Consider the following 25,825-nt stretch of genomic DNA (forward strand, 5'->3'; position numbering starts at 1 on the left):
TATAAAGAATGGATTTAAGCGGTATTAAAGGCGTTATTTTTGATTTAGATGGTACCTTGGTTGAGTCTAGCCTTAACTTCTCGCAAATGAGAGCCGACATAGGCTGCCCGCAAGACGAAGACATTCTTACGTTTATCGACAATATGGTGTGTGAACAAGAAAAAGCGAAAGCCAACTACGCCATACTGCAACATGAATTAGTTGATGCCCAAAATGCAAAATGGCTACCCCTTGGTAAGCAAATGGTAGATAAGGTACTTGCAAACAATTTGCCCATCGCTATTGTGACCCGCAATTGTCGAGAAGCCACCGCTATTAAAATAGTTAATAATTGTATTCCCATAGAGTTTGTACTTACCCGAGAAGATGCCCCAGCCAAGCCCGACCCCACAGCACTGTTACACATAGCCCAACACTGGCAGCTACAACCCGAAGACTGCCTGTATGTGGGTGACTTTATTTACGATCAATTAGCTGCCGAAAATGCCGGTATGCAGTGGTTGTTGGTTTAGCGAGTCTAGACCTATGCCTGGTGGAGTTGGATTTTCTGGTTCAATTTTATAACCCAACTCTGGAAAAGCCGCAAAAGAACTCATTCCACCATAGACATTAGTATAATCTTTCTCATTCAACTCTTGTATGTTTGTTTTTTGTTCGATATTCATAGTGTTTTACTCTTATAGTATTAATTTTTATCGGTATTGCTAGTTCAGCAATTACAGAATAATAAATAACTATGAGCATTGAATATGAATATAGGGACATATAAATGAAATGGGTCAAGAGCTCGTTTTTTGGCTCAATTGTTATTGTTTTGTTACTGGGTTTCGATGTTTTTGCATCAGTCGGAAGTGAAAGCTTCCACGGGCGTAGCGTATTTGCCGGGACTCCCGCAGGGGTAATATGGGATATAGAGGTTGTTGATGAAGCTATATACCTTGCCGCAGAAAATGGCGTTTTTCAGATTGTTGGACAAGAGTCTCAAAAAGTAAATTATAACCAGTCTAATTTAGAAACAGGCATAATTTCAGATGTGGCTTATGAGCAAGGCTATCTTTGGGTTAGTGAATTCGGGGTTGGTGTTTTTAAATACAACCTAAAGACAGGAGTATCAGAACAGTTTATTTCTGATTCCTCAGATTTAAAGAGTGTTTGGAATTTAGTTGTAACGCCTGACTATTTAGTAATCTCATTAATTAACGGTATATACGTTGTTAATAGAACAACGAGAGAAATACAAAATTGGGCAGATGAAATTTCATCTAGATCTTTATCTGGTGCCTATTCATTAGTGTCTGCAAATCAAACTAGCGTACACGCGATTTCAGAAACGTACCATATAGAGATAGATTTGACTGGTCAGAGTGTGAAGCTCAGTCCTTTGACAAAAGATTATCCCAAATTATCAAAGTTGACTGCTATTTCTTATTTTGATTTCAAGCAGTATGTAGGCGGACCTGAAGGTATCTACATAATAAATGAGCAAAAAAATACGAAAAATTTCTATCCTTTTGATACAGCTTTAACAATAAGAAAGCCATTGAGCAAAATATTTATCGCTGACGAAGATAATATCTGGATTGCTGCGGGCGGGCTATACAAAGTTATTGAGGGTGCTATTACAGCGATTGATTGGATGAATCCAATTATCACATCAGATGCGATACACTCGATAGCAGCAATTAATAAGTTAAGAAACGGAGAGTTGATTCTAGCATCAACACAATTGGGATTGATATCGTTGTCAGATTCTCAAAAGGCAGTTAACTATCTGAGTTTCAATGAAGTCCTCTACCAAAAAAATATTAGATCAGCAGGTACAACAAGGGAGGGAGTTGCATTTATAAAAGATGCTAGTAATAGTTATTTTTTGCAAACTAAAAATGGCTCGTTAACTCTCCACACTTCCAAAGCCGCGAAATGTCTAGATGGTTACGAGATTAAATTTGAAGAAATTTATTTGAAAGAGAGAGGGGAAATGAGTTTCTGCTCAAACCCCTACAACCACATTATCAAGTTAAGTGACAATAAATACTATGCATATGCTCTCACGGAAGATGGATGGAAATATTATCTAGCTGATGTCGCTTCAATTTTAGATGAATTTGATGCGCCCCCGTTTCTAAAAGATTCTATTGTATTGTCTTCTGGCGAGCTAATGGGATTCGATGTGAACAGCTCCATACATATTCAGTTGTCTAAGTTTAATTGGAAGGTGTTGCCTCCCTCAGAGACAGGTTGGAGCAGAATCACTTGCATCATAGAATTCAACGATACTTATTTGGTGTGCTCCTCTGGCAGTGGGCTCAGTGAAATAGATAGCACTACTGGTGACATTTCAAAAAGTAAATTACTAGATAATTCCGATATTAGATTTGTTCGAGCGGGACTTTTAAGTAGCAATGGAAATTTCTGGTTTACTACAAATATTGGACTCTTTCTTTATGATACAAGTGACGACAACTTGTATCAACTAGATAGCGAGAATGGTATTTGGGATGTCGACTTTGATTTCGGGGGAATTCACGAACTAAATGATACTATCGTTATCGAAGGAGATAGATTCGCTTATAGCATCAATGAGAAAGTAATAATCAAAAGTTTGAGTGAAGCAAACGTTGCACCAAAAATTTCTTTCCTCAAAGCCGAATGGCTCAATGAGAAGGGTGAGGTAGACTCCTTATACCCTATTTTTTCGAACTCTGCGTTTACCATCGGTAGCGGCTATCAGACACTTGATTTCAGCGTCGCATCAAATAGTTACGTGGAAAGCTACAAGCATAAACTAGAATTTAGAATACTCGGGTATATTGAAGATTGGCAAACTCATAACGCATCAAGTATGAATTTGGCTATTTCTGATATTGGCTATGGCAATTTTGAATTGCAAGCTCGGGTACAGTCACCCCATAGCAACCTTGATTACCCCATCAATTCTCTGCATTTCAAAATAAATCCACCGTTCTACTTAAGTCACTACGCCTACTTTCTATATGCCATCCTTATGATTATGTGTGTCTATTTATATCGAAAAGGCTATCTAAAACTAGTGGCCTCTATGGTTATTAACACTTCACTGGTACAGAAGGTATTAGGTAGGTACGGTGCTGAGCATAAGAATAAAATAGAAGCATTAGCACAAAACAAAATTCGGCTTTTCAGTAATGTTTCGCACGAGCTTCGCACGCCACTGCAACTCATTATGAGCGAGTTAGGTAATTCGAAGAAAAGTGATTCAGAGAAAGAAAAGCTCAATATCACGGCGTTAGTCCACAATGTTCAAAGAATGGAAAACTTATTAGATCAAGTGAACACGGTAGACAAACTGGGTACTTCAACGCTAGAAAACTTTAGGTTGTACTCTGTAGATGATATTAAAATTATAGCTTCAAGTTTAGACTCATTAGTGAAAACAAAGCGCCAAGTACTCGATGTAAGTACAAGAGGCACAGGCACTATTTCACTTTTAAAAGGTAGCTTAGAGTCGATTATCGGGAACCTCATTACTAACGCGGTTAAATTTACCGAAAACAATGGAATAATTAAATTTTCAGCGGTTTTTGATGAAGATAATCTAACACTTAGCGTTCGGGATAATGGGAAAGGCATCGATGAGTCTAACCACCAAGAAATTTTTAAGCGTTACAAAAGGATAGATCCATCTCCAGAAGCCACAGGCGAGGGAATTGGTTTGTCTTTAGTTAAAGAGTTGGTGGCTATGAATCAGGGCGAAATATCTGTCGACAGTGCGCTAGGCAAAGGCACCAAGTTTATAGCGACTTTCCCCATAGATGATATACAGCTTTTAAATAGTCAAAACTTAGATGAGAGTACTGATAGTAATTGGGAAGACAAGCCAGCTATCTTGTTAGTGGATGATAGCCGTCAACTTCGTAATCACCTTTTTAAGTTATTCTCTTCGACCTACAAATGCCTTGTGGCTAGAGACGGAAAGCAGGCTCTAGATATTCTACAGATTCACAAAGTTAACCTAGTCATAACCGATCTTATGATGCCGGTTATGAGTGGGCTGAACTTTGTGGAAAAATTGCGTGATACTGATGCTTTAAATTATTTACCCATCATTGTTTTAACGGCAAAAGTAGATGATGAATCAAAAGAAAGAGCCTTACAGGCGAATGTAGACTGTTTGCTCACTAAGCCTATCGCTGATGAAGAATTAATGCTCAGAGTAAGGCATCTTGTAGCATTAAAACGAGCCCCATCAAACAATCTCTCGTCGTCAGACATGAATAAAAGCGAAGACAGCTGTATTTTATTGCCAGAACTTTTGTCAGAAAAAGATATGGCTTTTTACCTTAACTTTATCTCTGTTTTAGAAAAAAATTATCAAGATGAATATTTTACTAGGGATAAAGCTGCTGATTTATTGCTAATAAGCCCCAGAAGTTTAAACCGAAAGCTTTCAGAGCTATTTGACTACAACTTCAGCGAGTTTCTCTCGCGATTCAGAATAGACAAATCCAAAGCGCTACTAGCCAATGGTGCCTCAGTTATTTCGGTCGCTATAAGCGTAGGCTTTGCCGGACCGTCCTATTTTTCGACCACATTCAAACGCATCATGGGTATACCACCCAAACAGTATTCCAGCACATTAGTAGAGCCTCGCAGTTCAGAACATCAGGTCTAATTAGCAGCAATTGTTTCACCAGTAAGTCATTTAAAAGCACACGAGCGTTACAGCTTATCGGCAAGTTGACTAACAATTTTTACCCAGTAAAAACTCTTACAAGTTTTACTATATACTGCTGAAATTAGGCGGTTTAAGTAGACTGCGTTTTACATGTGATTAGGTTTTTCAAACCATTTAATAGACGAGTAGAGCACTTAAGAGTGCGTGTTAAATTACCGTACATATAAATTTATATTAGTTTAAAGGTTTAACGTGAATAGAAGAAATAGATATAGACACTACCCTAAAGTTTTAGGGGCTATGGTGCTATGGGCATTGGTAGTTTCCGTCGTTAAGATTATACCAATAGACTGGCTTAGAACAACACTGATTGTATTAGCAACGGTTGTGACCTTTATCTATGGTTCTTTTTATATATCCAAAAAGGACTAAACATAGATTTTAATCAACAAGTAATAATGGATAGGGGTAATGTGTGCTAATAAAAAATCAATTTTAAGTTTGAAAAAGTCGGTGTTATTTTCACTAATGGTCTTGTGGAGCGCGTTATTCGGAATATCGGTTCTACTCAGTCAAACTGATGTCATTATTTTTTGGATGAAATTGAACCGTTTTATAGTTATCGTACTTTCGTTCATTTATTCAATTTTCTTCATTCTCGTTGCAACATCTTCAAGCATACAAAATTTAGTTATTCAAAATACAAAACGAAATCAATTTGATGAAAAAGTATTTTATTTTACTTCCTTTGTCTCTTTTGCCTTTTCAGCAACGACATTTTTTTTGAGTTTACAAGCAAAGTAGGGCGTTCCAAATTTGTGGGGGCTTAGCCGATGGCGCTTCAGTCATTTCGGTCGCTATAAGCGTAGGCTTTGCCGGACCGTCCTATTTTTCGACCACATTCAAGCGCATTATGGGTATACCACCTAAACAGTATTCCAGCACATTAGTAGAGCCTCACGGTTCAGAGCATCAGGTCTAATTACCGAAATACCTCCTACAAAAAGTCAGATTAAAGCGCATACATTAATTTTATTAACCAATTTTGCACTTATTGGTAATGTATTTGGTTTTTATTGGCCATTCTTTCTATCTCTTTTTTGCTTTGTAAACGTTTCCACTAGGTCCCATTTGTTAATGCTTATTATAAATAATTCTCATTTCTACCTTTTGATTGTTAATTTTAAGAATGCAATCATATCTATGATTTATAGTTGCTTTTTTGTTTATTTTTGCCCTTTCGAGTAATCCTGAATCTATCAGATTACTTTTTGGTAAGTGTTTTTGTTAATAATTTGTATTGATCTTATTGGTTTTTTGGTTAATCATTTTACATGTGGGTTGGATTATTGGTATTACCATTTTGGTAAGCTGTATTTCTAGCCTGTATCGAAAAATGAATTTCGTTTTTAGTCACAACTTATTTTGTTGCGATTACTTTAATTGGTTTACCAAACCATTAATTACAGGACAAATTGCATGAACATCAGGACACGAAAAACATCACTCTCTTTTGTAGTGGGGACCGCGCTTACCTTAGCAACCACCTCGTTTGTACACGGAGCCTCGGTAGCCATCGATAACCCAGGGTTTGAAAGTGGGTTCGATGGATGGACCGATACCGACCCTTCCGCGGTATCTGGTAACGCCTATGCAGGAAGTAGCTCTGCTAAAATTTCCGGTGCGAATGGTAAAGTAGAGCAATATGTTGATGTTACACCTAACACCGACTACACCTTGCAGGCGTACGTAAAAGGTATTGGTAAAGTTGGTGCCGATGTTAACGGCACGCGGTTTAATAGAACCGGTGGTGGCAGCGATTTTGAACCTGTATCGGTAAGCTTTAATTCAGGCTCTGCAACTTCGGTTAAAATTTATGCAAATTATTATGGCGGCGAAGGTCGATTCGACAATTTCACGCTGGAAAGTGCTGGCTCTACAACGCCGCCGGGTAATTCCACATGTTCAGGGAATGACAACTTAAGCATTAGTACTGCAACCGACAATGGCACTAACGATGGTCATGGGCCGCTAAATACCATCGATAACGACTTAACCGATGAGTCTCGTTGGTCTTCCAACGGCACTGGCAAAACGATTACTTACGATTTAGGTGAAGTGGCTACAGTAAAAGCATTGCAAGTGAAATGGTTTAAGGGGAATACCCGTAGTTCGTTCTTTGATGTGCATACTTCTACCAATAACAGTAACTGGAATGCCGTGTTACTTTCAGGTGCGTCAAACGGTTCAAGTTCTGGTTATGAAACCCATGATGTTACTGATTCTGATGCCCGTTATGTTCGTATTACTGGGTTAGAGAACTCGGCGAATACGTGGAACAGCATTGTGGAAACCAACATCTACGGCTGCGGCGGAGATACTGATAACACGCCTGATCCAACGCCTACACCAACTCCCGGTAATTTTGATATGAGCGATTGGGACATGGAAGGTGCCGACCCACGTGTTGGCGACACCATGGAGTTTGACGCCTTACGCGAACAGCATGTTACGCCAAACGGAAATGGCTGGCGTCACGAGCTTAAAATTAAAGAAGAAAAACGTGTAGCAATGACCGCCGTGTTTGAAGATTTCCAAGCAAACATAAAAGTGGAAATGTCAGACGGTTCAAAAGCCATCGTTGCCCAGCACCATGCTAGCGACACAGGCACCATTATGAAATTATATGTTTCAGACACCAGCGAAACCGGTTTTACACCAACTAACGCTGGCGTAGAAAGTGACAGCGTTGCCAGTAATGGTATTTTTGATGTGTATGTTCGCCTTGCACGAGAAGACGGTTCCGGTGAAGACAAGCAGTTGCTTGGTACTATGGTAAGCGGTCAAAATTTCGATTTTAGAGTTATTAACGACCATGGTTATGTGACGGTTTCAGCGTTTGGCGAGTCTTTCTCTCGAACCATTGAAGACAGCACAGATTCTTACTTGAAATTTGGTAACTACTTACAAGCGCAAGATCCAGAAACGAGGGAAGACGTAGATGACTCAGACGACTGGGCTGCGTTTTATGCCAGTGAAGGTATTACGGAAAGCTTGCTTACCTTTTCAAGCATTAACTACATTCGTAACGAAGATTAATGCCTAGTTAATTATGCTATTTAAAATAGAAAAGCGAAGCCAGTGGGCTTCGCTTTTTTTATATATATCTTCTACGCTCGGCCAAAAAACCAATAAACATGAAAGCGAATACGAAGCCTGCACCTTGGTATTTCCAAGGTAGGTAAGCAATGATGTGATGCAGAAAAGGGGCACCATAAAGGGTTAATGCACCATAACCAAAGGCGCATAGCACTACAAAAAGGCTAACCCGCAATATGAAATGATAGGGGGCTAAAATACGCTTTATATGGCTATTAATAATATCGCCGTACACCACTAAAATGGTGGCCATAAGCATGATGCTCATTTCGGCGTAATAAGGGCTTAACGTGCGGGATAGGGCACTGAACAGTTCGTTCATACGGCATTACTCATGATAACGACACCTACAACATAAAGGTGGCGTTATCATAACGATATATACGGTTTTGCTAAAGCGCTTTGCTAAAAGTGTCTTGCTACAAAGTACTGTTTAGCATACTTACCGCTTTATAGCCTTGTTCAATAGTGGCAATACGATCGCCGGTTTGATCCCGCTCTACAAATTTGTGTTCTATACCGGCCACATTGCCATGAGCGAAGATAGTTTCAAAGTCGATAACACCTGTGCCCACATCGGCAAAACTTCCGTCTGTCGCCATATCTTTTACGTGCCAAAGTTTGAAGCGCCCAGGATATTGCTTAAAGTAATCTACGGGGTCTTTTCCGGCTTTAACTGCCCAGTACAAATCTAGCTCCATAGATACTAAATCAGAGTCGGTTTCAGTAATAAGTACATCTAGCGGTATTTCACCATCACGCACTTCAAATTCAAAATCGTGGTTGTGATAAGCCAATGTAATATTGGCTTTACTACAGGCTTCACCAATTACGTTAAGTTTTTCAGCAAGTGCTTTGTAAGGCGCTATGCCCTCGCCGCGCTGCGCTTCGCTAAGCCAAGGCACCACAAGGTATTTATGACCTGCAGTTTGAGCATCATCTAACACTTTCTCTAAGTTATTATCAAAGTCATCTAGCTGGATATGAGCAGACGGGGCAGTTAATCCTTCACCGTCTAAAATAGTACTAATTTCTTTAGCGCTATGACCAAAGTAGCCTGCGAACTCAAGTTCGTTGTAGCCCACCGCACTTACTAATTTTAATGTGGCTGGCACGCTAACTTTCATAATATCGCGCAGGGTATAAAGCTGTAATCCAATACTGTTGCTCGCCATACCATTTGAGTTTAACGACTTAGCTGTATGTGAATGTGCAAGTACGCTGGGTATAGCGGCGCAGCCTGCACCTAATGCCGCGGCACGAATAAACTGCCTGCGGGTGAAAGTGGAAGGGGTGATCATAACATTCTCCTTAACGCGCCATTATGCGCTATTACACAATCTGGGCTGGGCCAGTGCTGCCCCTAGCAATGAGTTCAAACGGCATAATAACTTTTGGTGCTTTACGAATTTTGCCGTTAATGACGTCTATCAATAAGCTTACTGCCGTTCGGCCGAACTCTTCGGCTGGCTGGGCAATCGTGGTTAACGGTGGATCGCAAAATGCCGAAAAGGCAATATCGTCAAATCCCGCTACTGAAATATCTTCAGGTATACGCAAGCCTGCTTGTTTAAATGCTTGCATAGCACCTATTGCTGTTTCGTCGTTTTCACAAAATACGGCAGTGGGTCTTTGCGCTTGCTGGGCAATGGTTACGCCAGCGTTATAGCCTGCTTGAAGCGTGAAGTCGCCAGGAAATAGCAGGCTGTCGTCAAAGGCAATATTGGCGTCGTTCAAAGCATCTTTATAACCCGACAATCTATCTTGAGTGAGTGGGCTAGAGTGGGGGCCTTTAATCATGGCAATACGGGTATGGCCTAATGCTAACAAGTGTTCGGTCATGGCTTTGGCGGCGGCACGGTTATCAAGTGCCACGGTAGGGTACCTACCTTCATCAATAACTTCACAAGCATTTACCATGGGCAACAAGCCATTGTCATTAATCATGCTGTCATCTAGCGGGTTCAATGCGCGTAATTGAATTAATCCATCGGCCTGAGACGTGCTTACCATTTTAGCGTAATGGCTTTCAATATCGGGGTTACCTAAGGTATTCGCCAGTAAAATGGAGTAGCCCAATTCGGCAGCCGTTTCTTGCATGCCGCTAATCACTCGCGCAAAAAACACATTCGCAACCGTGGGAACCAACACAACCAAGTTGTGGGTTTTTCCAGAACGAAACTTTACCGCCATTAAGTTGGGCTTATAGCCCACTAGCTCAACCGCCGTCATTACTTTAGAACGGGTTTTTGGAGAAACGCGCTCGGGTTGTTGAAGTGCCCGAGACACTGTTGCCACCGATACGCCAGCGCTATCAGCAACGTCTCTAATATTTGCCATTTACTCGTGTCTTGTTTTTATTCGCACATTTGCGAACAGATTAGATTAATGTAACCGATATCATTTGGAATTTAGAATACGGATCTTTCTTAAAAAATCCAGTGCTAAGTGTATATTTTTTGTAAATGATTTTTGCGTCTTAACCCGTCAATTCGCTGTTTTAATGCAAAGTACGTTTGTTTTAAGACTATTTGGCTTATCTTCTTAAACTTAAGTTTAACAAAAAACGCTCAAATACATTGACAGACAAAAATGTAATCCGTTACATTTTAAATATAGTTACAATAATGCAACAAGTTTGCAATGAGTAAGCTTGATACTAGTACAGTTTACTGGTTAAGCACTGCACCACAACGGGAGCTACGCAGCATGGCGAGAATGCAGAAAGTAAGATTAGGTATGATAGGTGGTGGTGAAGGCGCATTTATTGGGGCGGTTCATCGCAACGCATTCGGGTTAGATGGTCAATACGATTTGGTATGTGGCGCCTTTAGTCGCGACCCCGGCAATAATGAAAGCACGGCCGATAGTTTAGGCGTTGAACGCAGCCGTACTTATGCTTCGTGGGAAGACATGCTAGATAAAGAATCTGCGCTTCCAGAGCAGCAACGCATGCAAGTGGTTTCTATTGTTACGCCGAATCATTTACACGTACCTATTTCAGTGGCCGCAATAAAAGCTGGCTTTCATGTATTCTGCGAAAAGCCCGCCGGTGTTGGCTTGGGCGAGGTAAAAGACTTACAAGATTTACTCCATAGTACCGACAGATTATATGGCTTAGCGCACACCTATTTGGGTTATCCCATGGTGTGGCAAGCGCGTCATATGGTTCAAAGTGGCATGCTAGGTAACATTCGTAAAGTGTTTGTTGAGTACCCACAAGGGTGGTTATCGGCAAATGAAGAAACCCATAATAAACAGGCTAAATGGCGTACCGACCCAAGTTTAGCTGGCGGTAGCGGCTGTATGGGCGACATTGGTACCCACGCTTTTGGACTTGCTGAATTTGTTTTAGACGATGCTATTACGGCCTTATGTGGTCAGCTTTATACGCACATTGATGACAGACAGTTAGATGACGATGGCGCAGCGCTGATTAAAACCAAGAAAGGTGCTACTGGTGTGTTGATTGCCAGCCAAGTGTGCGCAGGTGAAGAAAACGCCTTAAAGATAAAAGTGTATGGCGATAAAGGCGGATTAGAGTGGCATCAAATGGAGCCGAACTCTGTGGTGTATCGCCCCATAGGCCAGCCATATCAAGTATTCCGTGCTGGACTAGGGCAACCCGGGTTGTGTGATGAAGCTGTTAATCGTTGCCGTATTCCAGGCGGACACCCCGAAGGTTACCTAGAAGCCATGGCAAATTTATATAACGATTTTGCCAAAGCGGTTCGTGGCGATTCAAACCATACAAGCAGCAAAGCAAACGGTGTACCTGGCATTAAATCCGGTCTTCGCGGCATGGCGTTTATTGATGCCATGTTGGCCAGTAGCGACAGTGATACTAAGTGGGAAACCGTCAGCCCAGTTGGCACAGAATAAGTGGAGCATATGGCAATGGAACAACAAGCAAAAGAACAGAAAGCAAACGAACAACCAGCCAAAGAAGCTATGCCAATTAAAGGCCCTGCCGTCTTTTTAGCCCAATTTATGGGTAAAGAAGCGCCCTTCGATACACTTGAAAACATGGCCAAGTGGGCAGCTTCATTGGGGTATAAAGGCATTCAAGTGCCTACGGATCCGGCGCTTTTCGATTTAGAAAAAGCAGCAGAAAGCCAAGAATACTGTGACGAAATAGCCGCTACCTGTAGGGCGGCGGGCGTAGAAATTACCGAGCTATCAACGCACTTGCAGGGGCAATTGGTGGCGGTACATCCTGCTTACGATGAGCTATTTGATAACTTCGCACCAGCACATTTGCACGGCAACCCAAAAGCACGTACCGAATGGGCGGTAAACCAGCTTAAGTGTGCCGCTATTGCCAGTAAGCGCTTAGGACTAAGCGCCCACGCTACCTTCTCGGGTGCCTTAATGTGGCATTTAGTGTACCCATGGCCGCAACGTCCTGCCGGGTTAGTAGAGCAAGGGTTTGCCGAATTAGCTAAGCGTTGGTTACCTATTTTAGATGCCTTCGATGATGCGGGTGTAGACGTATGTTATGAAATTCACCCAGGTGAAGATTTGCATGATGGTGCTACCTTTGAAATGTTTTTAGCCGCGGTAGATAACCATCCTCGTGCCAATATTTTGTTCGACCCTAGTCACTTTGTGCTGCAGCAGCTCGACTATCTCGACTTTATCGACAGATACCACAGCCGTATAAAAATGTTCCATGTGAAAGATGCCGAGTTCAATCCCAACGGCAGAAGTGGCGTTTACGGTGGTTACCAAGATTGGAAAGATCGCCCAGGTCGCTTTCGTTCTCTTGGCGATGGGCAAGTCGATTTCAAAGGCATTTTCAGCAAGCTTACTCAGTATGGGTTTAGCGGATGGGCAGTGCTTGAATGGGAATGCTGCTTGAAAGATTCTGCCCAAGGTGCGGCTGAAGGTGCGCCTTTCATTGCCCAGCATATTATTCAGCCAACGCGCTACGCGTTCGATGATTTCGCCGGTGGCGAAGTAAGTGAAACAAAAAACAACCGCATTTTGGGCATAAGCGAATAACGCTTTCCCGCTGACACAGGATAATAATAATCATGATAACCCTTCGTCTTAGCACCATGATGTTTTTGCAGTTCTTCATCTGGGGGGGCTGGTTTGTCACCTTGGGGACTTACTTAGCCGGCACCCTAGCGGCCAGTGGCGGTCAAATTGGTATGGCCTTTTCAACCCAAAGCTGGGGGGCCATTATTGCGCCATTTATTGTGGGGTTGATTGCCGATCGATTTTTTAATGCCGAGCGCATCTTAGGTGTGCTGCATCTATGTGGCGCGGTACTCATGTATATGATGTATCAGGCGAGCGACTTCACCACCTTTTATCCGTATGTTTTGGGCTATATGATTGCTTATATGCCAACCCTTGCACTAGTGAATTCAGTCGCTTTTGGGCAAATGACAAATCCTTCAAAGGAGTTTGGCAAAATTCGTGTGTGGGGCACAGTAGGCTGGATTGTCGCGGGCTTACTTATTAGTTACGTGTTTTCTTGGGATTCCACTTCTGCTATTGCCGATGGCATGCTTAGAAACACCTTTATGTTATGTGCAATAGCATCGTTAGCCTTGGGCATATTCAGTTTCACCTTACCGGCAACACCGCCAAAAGCGGCAGGCCAAAAGACAGGTTTACGCGATGTGTTGGGGCTAGATGCGCTAGCGCTGCTTAAGGATAAGAACTTCTTCGTCTTCTTTTTATCTTCTGTACTTATTTGTATTCCCCTTGCGTTTTACTACCAAAATGCCAATCCGTTTTTAACCGAAATTGGTGTTGAAAATGCCACTGGGAAAATGACCTTAGGCCAGGTGTCTGAAGTGTTATTCATGCTTGCACTACCTGTGTTTCTAAATAAATTTGGCATTAAAGCTACCTTGTTAATTGGCATGGCTGCTTGGGTACTACGTTACGCCTTGTTCGCTTTTGGTAATGCAGACGAAGGGCTGTTTATGCTGATTGTGGGCATAGCCTTGCATGGTATTTGTTACGACTTTTTCTTTGTGTCTGGCCAAATTTATACCGATGCGAAAGCAGGTGAGCGTATTAAAAGCGCCGCACAGGGGTTAATAACTTTAGCCACATACGGCGTAGGTATGCTGATTGGTTTTGCAGTAGCTGGAAAAATAACTGATGAGTACACCACGGCAACATCTCACAGTTGGCAAGATATCTGGCTGTTCCCAGCAGGCTTTGCGGCTGTTGTATTAATTATTTTCTTGATGTTGTTTAAGTCAGAAAAGGTTAGCACCAATGCATAACGAAAGCAGACGAAGCTTGATAAAAGCGATGGCGCTGACGGGCGCTGGTGTATTAGCACCTTCAGCGTTTCACAGCGCACACGCGGGCAGTACAGCAGATATTAAGGCAAATCGAACAGAGAATGGCATGAAGCAATCATCGCTTAAAGGCAATATTAATCATTCTGTTAGTCGCTGGACATATGGCGATCTTTCCATAGAAGAGCTGTGTAATACAGTGAAAGAGCTTAACTTCTCGGCGATTGATTTAGTGGGGCCTGAAGATTGGCTGGTACTCAAGCAACACGGTATCGATTCTTCTATGTGCAATGGCGCTGAAATTAGCCTTGAAGATGGCTTCATTCATAGTGAACTTCACGACGAATTAGAAGCGCGATACTTAAAGCATATCGACCTTGTTGCTGATGCTGGCTACACCAACCTTATTTGTTTTAGCGGCAATGCCCGTGGAATGAGTAAAGAGGAGGGGTTGAACAATGCGGTGGCAGGTTTAAAGCGCATTTTACCTCATGCCCAGAAGCGCGGTGTGGTGATATTTATGGAGCTGTTTAATAGCAAAATAGACCACCCTGACTACATGGCCGATAGTTCAAAATGGGGTGTTCAGTTGTGTAAGCGACTTAATAGTAAGCACTTTTCGTTGCTGTACGACATCTATCATATGCAAATTAACGAAGGCGATATTATTCGCACCATTCGCGATTTTCATCCTTATTTTGGTCACTATCACACCGCCGGTGTGCCAGGACGAAACGAAATTGGTAGCACTCAAGAGCTGTATTATCCAGCCATTGCTAAGGCCATTTTAGAAACAGGTTTCGATGGATATTTAGCGCAAGAGTTTATTCCAACACCAGATACAAAAGCAGGCAGAGTTGAATCGCTTAAAGAAGCGATCAGTATCTGCGACGTATGACTTTACAATCAAACACCATACATGAAGTGCGTGTTTAAGGGGACATAACATGGCAACGAACGAATACGATGCAATCGTAGTAGGTTCTGGTATTAGCGGAGGCTGGGCGGCCAAAGAACTCACCGAAAAAGGCCTAAAAGTACTAATGCTTGAGCGCGGTAAAAACATCGAGCACATTAAAGACTACAAAAACGCACACAAAGAGGCGTGGGACTACCCACATCGCGACCTGCCTACACAGGCGATGAAAGTAGATTACCCTGTACTTAAGCGAGACTATCCGCTTAATGAATCTACCAAAGGCATGTGGGCGAACGAAGTAGAAAACCCTTATGTAGAAGACAAACGCTTTGATTGGTATCGAGGCTATCACGTCGGTGGGCGTTCGCTTACTTGGGGGCGACAGAGTTACCGATTAAACAAAGCTGACTTTGAAGCGAACGGCAAAGAAGGCGTAGCCGTAGACTGGCCTATTCGTTATGAAGATGTGGCGCCTTGGTACGACTACGTAGAAAAATTTGCAGGTATTAGCGGAAACCGCGACGGCCTAGATGTGTTGCCCGATGGTATTTACCAGCCCGCCATGGCACTAAACTGCGTTGAAAAAGACGTGGCTGCACGAGTGCAAAAAGCCTATAGCGGCGTTCGTCATATTATTTCCGGCCGCACTTCAAACATGACAGAGCCGAAGCCAGAGCACGGACGTGCAAATTGTCAGTACCGCAATAAGTGCTGGTTGGGTTGCCCATTTGGCGGCTATTTTAGTACTCAGTCTTCAACGCTTCCCGCAGCAATGAAAACCGGTAACTTAACGCTTCGCCCTTTCTCTATAGTGAAAGAAATCTTGTTTGATAAAGACAAGAAGCGCGCGACTGGTGTTGAAATTATTGATGCTGAAACGAACGAGACTTATGTTTTCAAAAGTAAGATTGTTTTTGTGAATGCTTCTGCATTCAATTCATCGTGGTTACTTATGAACTCTGCCACAGATGTATGGGATGGCGGTTTAGGTAGCAGCAGTGGTGAATTAGGTCATAACGTGATGGATCACCATTTCCGGGTGGGTGCGTCAGCACAAGTTGAAGGCTACGACGACAAATATACATATGGTCGCCGCCCAAGTGGTTTCTATGTTCCGCGCTTTAGAAATTGGGGCGATGACAAACGAGACTACTTACGTGGGTTTGGCTATCAAGGTGGCGCTAGCCGTTCAGGCTGGCGACAAGATGTGGCTGAGTTAGGTGTTGGTGCAAGCTTAAAAGAGGCTATGTCAGAACCCGGTGGTTGGACAATAGGTATGACTGCCTTTGGTGAAATGTTGCCTGACCATTCAAATCGCATTTATCTGAACAAAAAAGTAAAAGACAAGTGGGGTTTGCCCGTACTCGCTATGGATGTTGAGATAAAAGAAAACGAACTGAAAATGCGTAAAGACATGCAGCAAGATGCCATCGATATGTTTGAGGCTGCTGGGCTTAAAAACGTGAATGGCTGGGATGCAGACTACGCACCAGGCATGGGTATACATGAAATGGGTACTGCACGTATGGGGCGTGATGCTAAAACCTCAGTGCTAAACGGTCACAACCAAGTATGGGATGCTCCTAACGTATTTGTTACCGATGGTGCGTGTATGACATCCGCAAGTTGTGTAAACCCATCACTTACCTATATGGCACTTACCGCTCGCGCGGCTAGCTTTGCTGTAGAAGAGTTAAAGCGGAGAAACTTGTAATGGAACGTAGAGACTTATTAAAACTCATTGCTACCGCCACAGGTACTGCCCTTGTGGGTGGCAAAGCGTTGGCCTATGACATTGTTGCCCCTGTGCCTTTGTCTGAAACAGGCTTTTCAAAAGAAGATGTGGCGCTCATTAATGAAATGGCAGAAGTCATCATTCCGCAAACCGACACGCCGGGAGCAAAAGCGGCAAATGTTGGCTTAGTGATTCCGGTTATTGTTGCTGATTGTTATACCCCTAAGCTACAAAAAGCGTTTAAAGACGGCATGAAGGCGATTAATGTTCGTAGTAATGCAGCATTTAAAAAAGACTTCCTGTTATTAAGTAGTTCGCAGCGTGAAACCTTATTTACAACGCTAGATACAGAAGCGAAAGCCGCTAATTTGGCTGAAGGTATTAGCAACGGCATTCCAACGGCTAAACCAAGTCAATGGGAAACAGGCAGCGAAGGGCCTATTCCGCACTATTTCACGTTACTGAAACAGCTTACCTTGTATACCTTTTTCACGTCGAAATTAGGTTCAACTAAGGTGCTACGTTATGTAGCAATTCCCGGTTATTACAATGGTGAGCTGCCTTATAAAAAAGGTGACAGAGCGTGGGCTACCTAAGACTTTCACGTAAAAAAGAGTTAGCTGCGAAACCAAATACATTGTGCAGGGAAAAATACATGAAATTACATAACAACGGGTTGGCTAAAGTAGCTGCATTAGCTGCTCTGTTAACAACATCAATGACGCCTATGGCTTTTGCTGATAATACTGAGAGTGCAGAGCAACTTGAGCGCGCGGAGCGTGAAAAACAAGCGGCCAAAACAGAAGTGTGGAAGCCAGTACCCGCAGTAGTCACCGCGAAGAAGAACGCGGTTCCTTCTGACGCGATCCCCTTATTAGCTAACGATTTGTCGGCGTGGGAGTCGGTAAAAGGTGGTGACGCCAATTGGCAGTTTGTAAACGGTGAGCTTACGGTAAAGCCGGGTACGGGCGATATTAAAACCAAACAAGGTTTTTGTGATGTGCAGCTGCACGTAGAGTGGAAAGTGCCTCAGCCAGAGCCTGATATGGAAGGGCAACAGCGTAATAATAGCGGTATTTTCTTTCAACAACGCTATGAAATTCAGGTGCTAGATTCCTACAACAATGCCACTTACCCAAATGGGCAAGCGGGCAGTGTGTATAAGCAGACCATTCCACTGGTAAACGCTATGCGCGCGCCAGGTGAATGGCAAGAATACGATATTATTTTTAAAGCACCGGTATTCGATGGCGAGGCACTTGAATCGCCTGGGTATATTACCGTTATTCATAACGGCGTGGTGGTACAAAATCATGTAGAGATACAGGGTACTACCGAGTGGATTGGTGCACCGAAATATAAAGCCCATGGTTGTGAGCCTATTCAGCTGCAAGATCATGGTAACTTAGTCAGCTTTAAAAACATGTGGGTGCGAGAGCTGTAGGCAAAAAGCGCAAGTTTTGCTGATATACAGCTAAACGCTAAACATAAGCAATCGATACATACTGTCAGCAGGTGCTTTAATGAAAGACCTGCTGGCTGTTTTTTATTGGCCTATTTTACTAGCATGTTTTATGGCGGGTTTTATTCCGTGGAGTATTTACGCTAAGCGCACGGTTAGCGCATCTCGTTATGAAAGCTTTCAAAGCCCTCATAGCGCTTTGTCTTCCCAATCTGCGAAGTACTGCACCAGATAATCGATGGCCATTCGAACCCTAAGCGGCATGAAGCGTTTGTTCTGATACACAATCCAACTGCTTGCCCCGTCGCCCCAGTAAGGTTGTAGTATGGGCTGTAACTTTTCAGCTTCAACCGACGCACTAAAGGTACTTGTAGGCATATAGCCAATACCCAAACCTCGTTCACACGCATCAAGTACCGCATTCGCATTATTACTGCGCCAACGGCCTTTCACTTTTATATTTTCTTGTACGCCATTGTTTGAAAACTTCCATACATCGTTATTAGAAATAACGCAGCTATGTTTTTTCAAATCACTCGGGTTTAAAGGTTCGCCAAATTGCGCTAAATATTCCCGTGTGGCAACCGCCATCATGGGCCTTTCAATCAGTTTACGCGCAACTAGGCTAGAGTCGGCCAGTTCGCCGTAGCGAATAACAAAGTCTACATCGTCCTCCACAAAGTTAACCATGCGACTGTTAAAGTCCATATCAATGGTTAACTTAGGATGCGCTAAAGCAAATTGCATTAACGCGGGCGCCACGGCGTGCTCAGCAAACCCGCCTGCGGCACTTACTCGCAGCACGCCATCAAGTGTTACCTGCTGAAGGCTTACCTGTTCATTGGCTTGTTGAAGGCCAATAAGTAAGTCTTTAGCGTGCTGATAATAAAGCGCGCCGTTCTCGGTTAAATTGACTTGGCGGGTAGAGCGGGCCAATAAGGTACAGCCAACTCGCTCTTCAAGCCGAGCAACTTGCCTGCTGATGTGACTCGTGCTGCAACCTAGTTGTTTGGCCGCAGCTGAAAAGCCTTTACGCTCGGCCACGGCTACAAATTCTATAATGCCTTCGAAGCTTTCCATTCGTTCAACTCGGGTGATGTAAATTCGTTTACGCTTTAAAGAGTATCATTGTTGCTGTATGGCAATAGTGATTTAACTATTTCGTATATTATCAAATTTTCAGGGATATTCTATAGTGTATGCACATGATTACTACGGCGCAGATAATGTGCCTTACGCATAGGAAGAAACCATGAAAAAGATACTTATCCCAGTAACAAACCACGCAACACTAGGTACTACTGATCAAGCGAACGGTACTTATTCGCCGGAGATCACCCATGCAATTGATGTTTTTAATAAGCATGGCGTAGATTACGATATCGCGTCTATTAAAGGCGGTGCTATTCCTATTTACGGTACCGACATTGAAGGCGACGACGTTAATGCCGCGGTGTTAAACAACGAAGACTTTAAACAGCGCACCAGCAACAGCATGAGCGTGTCAAACGTGAACATTAATGAATATGATGCTGTGTTTTATCCAGGTGGCTTTGGATTATTGTCAGACTTAGCAAGCAACGAAGACTTTGCCAAGTTGTCTGCTGCCCATTATGAAAACGGCGGTATTATTGGCGCGGTATGTCACGGTCCAGCAGCACTGTTACCTATTAAACTTAGTAACGGCGAAGACCTAATTGCAAGTAAGGCAATTACTGGTTTTACCCGCGAAGAAGAAGTGGATTACGGCACTATTAACGATATTCCGTTTTTACTTGAAGAGGCGTTAGCTCGTAAAGCCGCTAAATTTAGTAAAGTTCAGCCATGGAATGTACATGTTATTGAAGATGAGCGTGTTATTACTGGCCAAAACCCAGCAAGTGCTCACGCCGTTGCAGAGGCTATAGTTAAGCATCTAAATAGCTAGCGTACTAGGTAAATAGATGTTTTATATTTATTGCGTAGTCTATTACCACTAACGGACTACTACTTTATAGGAATTATAGTCCCATCCTATTAGTAATTAGTCCATATTGTCTACTTATTATCTCATCTGAGTGAAAATTAACCGAATGGTTCAGTTTATTACACTTTTCTTAAAACAAGGGTTGACGCAGGCTCAGAAATCTCTAGAATGCGCATCCGCTTCGACAGGAAAGTGAAATAACTTACACTGACAAAGCAAGTCACTACTTACCTTTAAGGCCAAGTGTGACGGGGTTTTAAAGAAAACGCTTCAGAAAATAAATTTTCAAAAAGTGTTGACACTGAAAGCTTCAAGCGTATAATGCGCACCTCACTCGAACAGGGTGAGTCACTAACAAGCCAAGGCTTATAGTGAATTGCGACAACCAAGGTTGTCCGCTAGCAAGGAAAATGAATCAACTGAGAGTAATGTTGGTCCTTCTTGCGCAGAAGTCACGACAAAAAAGCGTCGAGATTCTGCACTATGTTCTTTAACAATTTATAACAAGACAATCTGTGTGGGCACTCATTAAGAGTGTCACACAACGACGATTCATATTCGATATATTTATTTAATTGAAGAGTTTGATCATGGCTCAGATTGAACGCTGGCGGCAGGCCTAACACATGCAAGTCGAACGGAAACATGTCTAGCTTGCTAGATGATGTCGAGTGGCGGACGGGTGAGTAATGCTTGGGAACTTGCCTTTGCGAGGGGGATAACAGTTGGAAACGACTGCTAATACCGCATAATGTCTTCGGACCAAACGGGGCTTCGGCTCCGGCGCAAAGAGAGGCCCAAGTGAGATTAGCTAGTTGGTGAGGTAAAGGCTCACCAAGGCAACGATCTCTAGCTGTTCTGAGAGGAAGATCAGCCACACTGGGACTGAGACACGGCCCAGACTCCTACGGGAGGCAGCAGTGGGGAATATTGCACAATGGGGGAAACCCTGATGCAGCCATGCCGCGTGTGTGAAGAAGGCCTTCGGGTTGTAAAGCACTTTCAGTTGTGAGGAAAAGTTAGTAGTTAATACCTGCTAGCCGTGACGTTAACAACAGAAGAAGCACCGGCTAACTCCGTGCCAGCAGCCGCGGTAATACGGAGGGTGCGAGCGTTAATCGGAATTACTGGGCGTAAAGCGCACGCAGGCGGTTTGTTAAGCTAGATGTGAAAGCCCCGGGCTCAACCTGGGACGGTCATTTAGAACTGGCAGACTAGAGTCTTGGAGAGGGGAGTGGAATTCCAGGTGTAGCGGTGAAATGCGTAGATATCTGGAGGAACATCAGTGGCGAAGGCGACTCCCTGGCCAAAGACTGACGCTCATGTGCGAAAGTGTGGGTAGCGAACAGGATTAGATACCCTGGTAGTCCACACCGTAAACGCTGTCTACTAGCTGTTTGTGACTTTAAGTCGTGAGTAGCGAAGCTAACGCGATAAGTAGACCGCCTGGGGAGTACGGCCGCAAGGTTAAAACTCAAATGAATTGACGGGGGCCCGCACAAGCGGTGGAGCATGTGGTTTAATTCGATGCAACGCGAAGAACCTTACCTACACTTGACATGTTGAGAAGTTACCAGAGATGGTTTCGTGCCTTCGGGAACTCAAACACAGGTGCTGCATGGCTGTCGTCAGCTCGTGTCGTGAGATGTTGGGTTAAGTCCCGCAACGAGCGCAACCCTTGTCCTTAGTTGCCAGCATTTAGTTGGGCACTCTAAGGAGACTGCCGGTGACAAACCGGAGGAAGGTGGGGACGACGTCAAGTCATCATGGCCCTTACGTGTAGGGCTACACACGTGCTACAATGGCATATACAGAGGGATGCGAGACAGTGATGTGGAGCGGACCCCTTAAAGTATGTCGTAGTCCGGATTGGAGTCTGCAACTCGACTCCATGAAGTCGGAATCGCTAGTAATCGCAGGTCAGAATACTGCGGTGAATACGTTCCCGGGCCTTGTACACACCGCCCGTCACACCATGGGAGTGGGATGCAAAAGAAGTAGTTAGTTTAACCTTCGGGAGAACGATTACCACTTTGTGTTTCATGACTGGGGTGAAGTCGTAACAAGGTAACCCTAGGGGAACCTGGGGTTGGATCACCTCCTTACCAAAAATGTCGATGGTGACATTGTTAGTGTAGTGCCTACACAGATTGTTTTGTTTAATAGTTTAAAGATGTGCCTTAGAGCGCTTAAGTTTGATTGTGAAATCAAACTTAAGTGCTTTCTTTGAAAGCATTATGTTCTTTAACAATTTGGAAAGCTGATATTTAATTAGTAAATCAATCAAAATTTGAGTAATTGAGAAGTCGAAAGACGTACTTACTACTCTACTTGACTTGAATTGCTTGTTATCGAAAAAGCGTTGAAAAGCGTGCCAATCGGCAAGTCCGATTAGCAAGAAGATAGCAAGGCAATTTCACGATTAGCTTGTCATGCATACAACTGAGTTAGATCTCATCCAGTCCTGATTTCAAAAGGCGGGAGAGCGCTTCGCTCAATCATTGTTTTAATATTCTTATTTATAAGATTATTAGTGCAATGGTCGAGGTAACAGTTTCTAGTCGACTAAATCGACGAGTAAGCGAAGACACATACTTTTAGTATGTAACTGAGCGAACGAGGAAAATTTAGGAAGAATAGGAAGTGTTAACGAAGGCCATTTGGGGTTGACTAAGCGTATACGGTGGATGCCTTGGCAGTTAGAGGCGATGAAGGACGTGTAAGTCTGCGAAAAGCTGTGGTGAGCCGACAAAATGCATTTGAGCCACAGATGTCCGAATGGGGAAACCCACCTATTTATAGGTATCGTTACATGAATATATAGTGTAACGAGGCGAACGAGGGGAACTGAAACATCTAAGTACCCTTAGGAAAAGAAATCAACCGAGATTCCCCTAGTAGCGGCGAGCGAACGGGGATTAGCCCTTAAGCAATTATGAACGTAGTGGAAGCCTCTGGGAAGTGGCGCGATACAAGGTGATAGCCCTGTACACGAAGTGTTTGTTTTTGTGAAATCGAGTAGGTCGGGACACGTGTTATCTTGACTGAATATGGGGGGACCATCCTCCAAGGCTAAATACTCCTAACTGACCGATAGTGAACCAGTACCGTGAGGGAAAGGCGAAAAGAACCCCTGTGAGGGGAGTGAAATAGAACCTGAAACCGTATACGTACAAGCAGTGGGAGCCCCATCACTAAGTGCCTTTAGTGATGTGACTCACAAAGTGCAACCGTTTGATAAGCGCGTAACGTTGACCTGCGAAGCAGCCAACGGTAAACCGCCAAAAATCAAGCAGGGTGCTTAGTGATGGGGTGACTGCGTACCTTTTGTATAATGGGTCAGCGACTTATATTTAGTAGCAAGGTTAAGCGAATAGCGGAGCCGTAGCGAAAGCGAGTGTTAACTGCGCGTTTAGTTGCTAGGTATAGACCCGAAACCCGGTGATCTAGCCATGGGCAGGTTGAAGGTTGAGTAACATCAACTGGAGGACCGAACCCACTAACGTTGAAAAGTTAGGGGATGACTTGTGGCTGGGGGTGAAAGGCCAATCAAACCGGGAGATAGCTGGTTCTCCCCGAAATCTATTTAGGTAGAGCCTCGGACGAATTCCATTGGGGGTAGAGCACTGTTAAGGCTAGGGGGTCATCCCGACTTACCAACCCTTTGCAAACTCCGAATACCAATGAGAACTATCCGGGAGACACACGGCGGGTGCTAACGTCCGTCGTGAAGAGGGAAACAACCCAGACCGCCAGCTAAGGTCCCAAAATATTGCTAAGTGGGAAACGATGTGGGAAGGCATAGACAGCTAGGAGGTTGGCTTAGAAGCAGCCACCCTTTAAAGAAAGCGTAATAGCTCACTAGTCGAGTCGGCCTGCGCGGAAGATGTAACGGGGCTAAGCAATATACCGAAGCTGCGGATACGTGTTTACACGTATGGTAGGGGAGCGTTGTGTAAGTGGATGAAGGTGGATTGAGAAGTCTGCTGGACATATCACAAGTGCGAATGCTGACATGAGTAACGATAATGGGAGTGAAAAACTCCCACGCCGGAAGACCAAGGTTTCCTGTCCCATGCTAATCAGGGCAGGGTAAGTCGGCCCCTAAGGCGAGGCAGAAATGCGTAGTCGATGGGAAACGGATTAATATTTCCGTACTTATATAATCAGTGATGGAGGGACGGAGAAGGCTAAGCAAGCTTGGCGTTGGTTGTCCAAGTGAAAGCAAGTAGGCCGAGTGTTTAGGTAAATCCGGACGCTTAAAGCTGAGATGCGAGACGAGCTACTACGGTAGTGAAGTTGTTGATGCCCTGCTTCCAGGAAAAGCTTCTAAACTTATGATTATATAAACCGTACCCCAAACCGACACAGGTGGTCAGGTAGAGAATACTAAGGCGCTTGAGAGAACTCGGGTGAAGGAACTCGGCAAAATTGTACCGTAACTTCGGGAGAAGGTACGCCCTTGTTTGTGATAGGACTTGCTCCTTGAGCAGATGAGGGCCGCAGTGACCAGGTGGCTGGGACTGTTTATTAAAAACACAGCACTCTGCTAACTCGCAAGAGGACGTATAGGGTGTGACACCTGCCCGGTGCCGGAAGGTTAATTGATGGGGTTATCTTCGGAGAAGCTCTTGATCGAAGCCCCGGTAAACGGCGGCCGTAACTATAACGGTCCTAAGGTAGCGAAATTCCTTGTCGGGTAAGTTCCGACCTGCACGAATGGTGTAACCATGGCCACGCTGTCTCCACCCGAGACTCAGTGAAATTGAAATCGCAGTGAAGATGCTGTGTACCCGCACCTAGACGGAAAGACCCCGTGAACCTTTACTACAGCTTGGCACTGAACATTGAACCTACATGTGTAGGATAGGTGGGAGGCTTCGAAGCACAGTCGCTAGATTGTGTGGAGCCGTCCTTGAAATACCACCCTTGTATGTTTGATGTTCTAACATTGGTCCCTTATCGGGATTATGGACAGTGTCTGGTGGGTAGTTTGACTGGGGCGGTCTCCTCCCAAATAGTAACGGAGGAGCACGAAGGTTAGCTAATCACGGTCGGACATCGTGAGGTTAGTGCAATGGCATAAGCTAGCTTAACTGCGAGACAGACACGTCGAGCAGGTACGAAAGTAGGTCATAGTGATCCGGTGGTTCTGTATGGAAGGGCCATCGCTCAACGGATAAAAGGTACTCCGGGGATAACAGGCTGATACCGCCCAAGAGTTCATATCGACGGCGGTGTTTGGCACCTCGATGTCGGCTCATCACATCCTGGGGCTGAAGTCGGTCCCAAGGGTATGGCTGTTCGCCATTTAAAGTGGTACGCGAGCTGGGTTTAGAACGTCGTGAGACAGTTCGGTCCCTATCTGGTGTGGGCGTTGGATGATTGATGGGAGCTGCTCCTAGTACGAGAGGACCGGAGTGGACGAACCGCTGGTGTTCGGGTTGTCATGCCAATGGCATTGCCCGGTAGCTACGTTCGGAACGGATAACCGCTGAAAGCATCTAAGCGGGAAGCCGGCCCAAAGATGAGTCATCCCTGACTTTTAAAGTCCGGAAGGGTTGTTATAGACGATGACGTTGATAGGCAGGATGTGGAAGCGTTGTAAGGCGTTAAGCTAACCTGTACTAATTGCCCGAGAGGCAGAGGCTTTATATCTTG

At 44.1% G+C, this 25,825-nt stretch carries 17 protein-coding genes and 2 rRNA genes; 14 read left to right on the top strand and 5 right to left on the bottom strand.

The features are described from left to right. The first annotated feature begins 8 nt into the window (after positions 1-8). On the top strand, positions 9-512 hold the full coding sequence (locus tag AVL57_RS01640; RefSeq protein ID WP_057794502.1) for an HAD family hydrolase: 504 nt from the start codon (positions 9-11) through the stop codon (positions 510-512). Here AVL57_RS01640 and AVL57_RS21150 read toward each other — a convergent pair. Further along, entirely contained in the window at positions 471-665 is a 195-nt protein-coding gene (locus AVL57_RS21150; protein ID WP_138118157.1) for a hypothetical protein, read from the bottom strand. The genes AVL57_RS01640 and AVL57_RS21150 overlap by 42 nt on opposite strands. 104 nt (positions 666-769) lie before the next feature. On the opposite strand from AVL57_RS21150, the gene AVL57_RS01645 reads away from it, so the two are divergent. The 3 genes from AVL57_RS01645 (at position 770) to AVL57_RS01655 (ending at position 7,753) form a co-directional block, all read left to right on the top strand. Then, the gene (locus tag AVL57_RS01645; RefSeq protein ID WP_057794500.1) at positions 770-4,651 is read left to right on the top strand and encodes a hybrid sensor histidine kinase/response regulator transcription factor; all 3,882 of its coding nucleotides are present in this window, start codon (positions 770-772) and stop codon (positions 4,649-4,651) included. Between the two features lie 817 nt (positions 4,652-5,468). Then, entirely contained in the window at positions 5,469-5,636 is a 168-nt protein-coding gene (locus AVL57_RS21480; protein WP_082605068.1) for a helix-turn-helix domain-containing protein, read from the top strand. Between the two features lie 497 nt (positions 5,637-6,133). Continuing rightward, positions 6,134-7,753 (top strand): polysaccharide lyase family 7 protein, encoded by a 1,620-nt coding sequence (locus AVL57_RS01655; RefSeq protein ID WP_057794496.1) that lies wholly within the window; start codon positions 6,134-6,136, stop codon positions 7,751-7,753. A gap of 58 nt (positions 7,754-7,811) precedes the next feature. Here AVL57_RS01655 and AVL57_RS01660 read toward each other — a convergent pair whose 3' ends face one another. The 3 genes from AVL57_RS01660 to AVL57_RS01670 all read right to left on the bottom strand — a co-directional run bounded on the left by AVL57_RS01660 (position 7,812) and on the right by AVL57_RS01670 (position 10,153). After that, positions 7,812-8,135, bottom strand: a complete 324-nt coding sequence (locus AVL57_RS01660) for a DUF3392 family protein (RefSeq protein WP_057794494.1) — start codon at positions 8,133-8,135, stop codon at positions 7,812-7,814. Positions 8,136-8,232: 97 nt separating this feature from the next. Continuing rightward, positions 8,233-9,114, bottom strand: a complete 882-nt coding sequence (locus AVL57_RS01665; protein ID WP_057794484.1) for a sugar phosphate isomerase/epimerase family protein — start codon at positions 9,112-9,114, stop codon at positions 8,233-8,235. 31 nt (positions 9,115-9,145) lie between these two features. Beyond that, a complete protein-coding gene (locus AVL57_RS01670; RefSeq protein ID WP_057794482.1) occupies positions 9,146-10,153 on the bottom strand; it encodes a LacI family DNA-binding transcriptional regulator in 1,008 nt (335 codons plus the stop codon). Between the two features lie 378 nt (positions 10,154-10,531). On the opposite strand from AVL57_RS01670, the gene AVL57_RS01675 reads away from it, so the two are divergent. The 7 genes from AVL57_RS01675 to AVL57_RS01705 all read left to right on the top strand — a co-directional run bounded on the left by AVL57_RS01675 (position 10,532) and on the right by AVL57_RS01705 (position 18,180). Beyond that, positions 10,532-11,695, top strand: coding sequence for a Gfo/Idh/MocA family protein (locus AVL57_RS01675; protein WP_171008972.1), 1,164 nt, complete (start codon positions 10,532-10,534; stop codon positions 11,693-11,695). Between the two features lie 15 nt (positions 11,696-11,710). Continuing rightward, positions 11,711-12,817, top strand: coding sequence for a sugar phosphate isomerase/epimerase family protein (locus tag AVL57_RS01680; RefSeq protein WP_376738711.1), 1,107 nt, complete (start codon positions 11,711-11,713; stop codon positions 12,815-12,817). Between the two features lie 32 nt (positions 12,818-12,849). Then, the gene (locus AVL57_RS01685) at positions 12,850-14,064 is read left to right on the top strand and encodes a nucleoside permease (RefSeq protein ID WP_057794480.1); all 1,215 of its coding nucleotides are present in this window, start codon (positions 12,850-12,852) and stop codon (positions 14,062-14,064) included. Beyond that, positions 14,057-14,980 carry a hydroxypyruvate isomerase family protein gene (locus AVL57_RS01690; RefSeq protein ID WP_057794478.1) on the top strand — a complete coding sequence of 308 codons (924 nt, stop codon included), beginning with the start codon at positions 14,057-14,059 and terminating at the stop codon, positions 14,978-14,980. Before AVL57_RS01685 ends, AVL57_RS01690 begins: the two co-directional genes overlap by 8 nt. A gap of 49 nt (positions 14,981-15,029) precedes the next feature. Next, positions 15,030-16,715, top strand: coding sequence for a GMC oxidoreductase (locus AVL57_RS01695; protein WP_057794475.1), 1,686 nt, complete (start codon positions 15,030-15,032; stop codon positions 16,713-16,715). Further along, complete coding sequence (locus AVL57_RS01700; protein WP_057794473.1) at positions 16,715-17,332, top strand: gluconate 2-dehydrogenase subunit 3 family protein; 618 nt, start codon at positions 16,715-16,717, stop codon at positions 17,330-17,332. The genes AVL57_RS01695 and AVL57_RS01700 overlap by 1 nt, the downstream gene beginning before the upstream one ends. A gap of 131 nt (positions 17,333-17,463) precedes the next feature. Continuing rightward, positions 17,464-18,180, top strand: coding sequence for a 3-keto-disaccharide hydrolase (locus AVL57_RS01705; protein ID WP_231751186.1), 717 nt, complete (start codon positions 17,464-17,466; stop codon positions 18,178-18,180). 207 nt (positions 18,181-18,387) lie between these two features. Here AVL57_RS01705 and AVL57_RS01710 read toward each other — a convergent pair whose 3' ends face one another. Further along, on the bottom strand, positions 18,388-19,278 hold the full coding sequence (locus AVL57_RS01710) for a LysR family transcriptional regulator (RefSeq protein WP_057794470.1): 891 nt from the start codon (positions 19,276-19,278) through the stop codon (positions 18,388-18,390). 172 nt (positions 19,279-19,450) lie between these two features. Between AVL57_RS01710 and AVL57_RS01715 the strand changes: the two genes are divergently transcribed. The 3 genes from AVL57_RS01715 to AVL57_RS01725 all read left to right on the top strand — a co-directional run bounded on the left by AVL57_RS01715 (position 19,451) and on the right by AVL57_RS01725 (position 25,816). Continuing rightward, positions 19,451-20,125 carry a type 1 glutamine amidotransferase domain-containing protein gene (locus tag AVL57_RS01715; RefSeq protein WP_057794468.1) on the top strand — a complete coding sequence of 225 codons (675 nt, stop codon included), beginning with the start codon at positions 19,451-19,453 and terminating at the stop codon, positions 20,123-20,125. A gap of 611 nt (positions 20,126-20,736) precedes the next feature. After that, positions 20,737-22,269: ribosomal RNA gene (locus AVL57_RS01720) — 16S ribosomal RNA — on the top strand. A 560-nt stretch (positions 22,270-22,829) separates the two neighbouring features. Next, a 23S ribosomal RNA gene (locus AVL57_RS01725) occupies positions 22,830-25,816 on the top strand. Together the 16S and 23S rRNA genes form the textbook arrangement of a ribosomal RNA operon. Positions 25,817-25,825: the final 9 nt, after the last annotated feature.

The sequence above is a fragment of the Alteromonas stellipolaris genome (genome assembly GCF_001562115.1).
Taxonomy (GTDB): Bacteria; Pseudomonadota; Gammaproteobacteria; order Enterobacterales; family Alteromonadaceae; genus Alteromonas; species Alteromonas stellipolaris.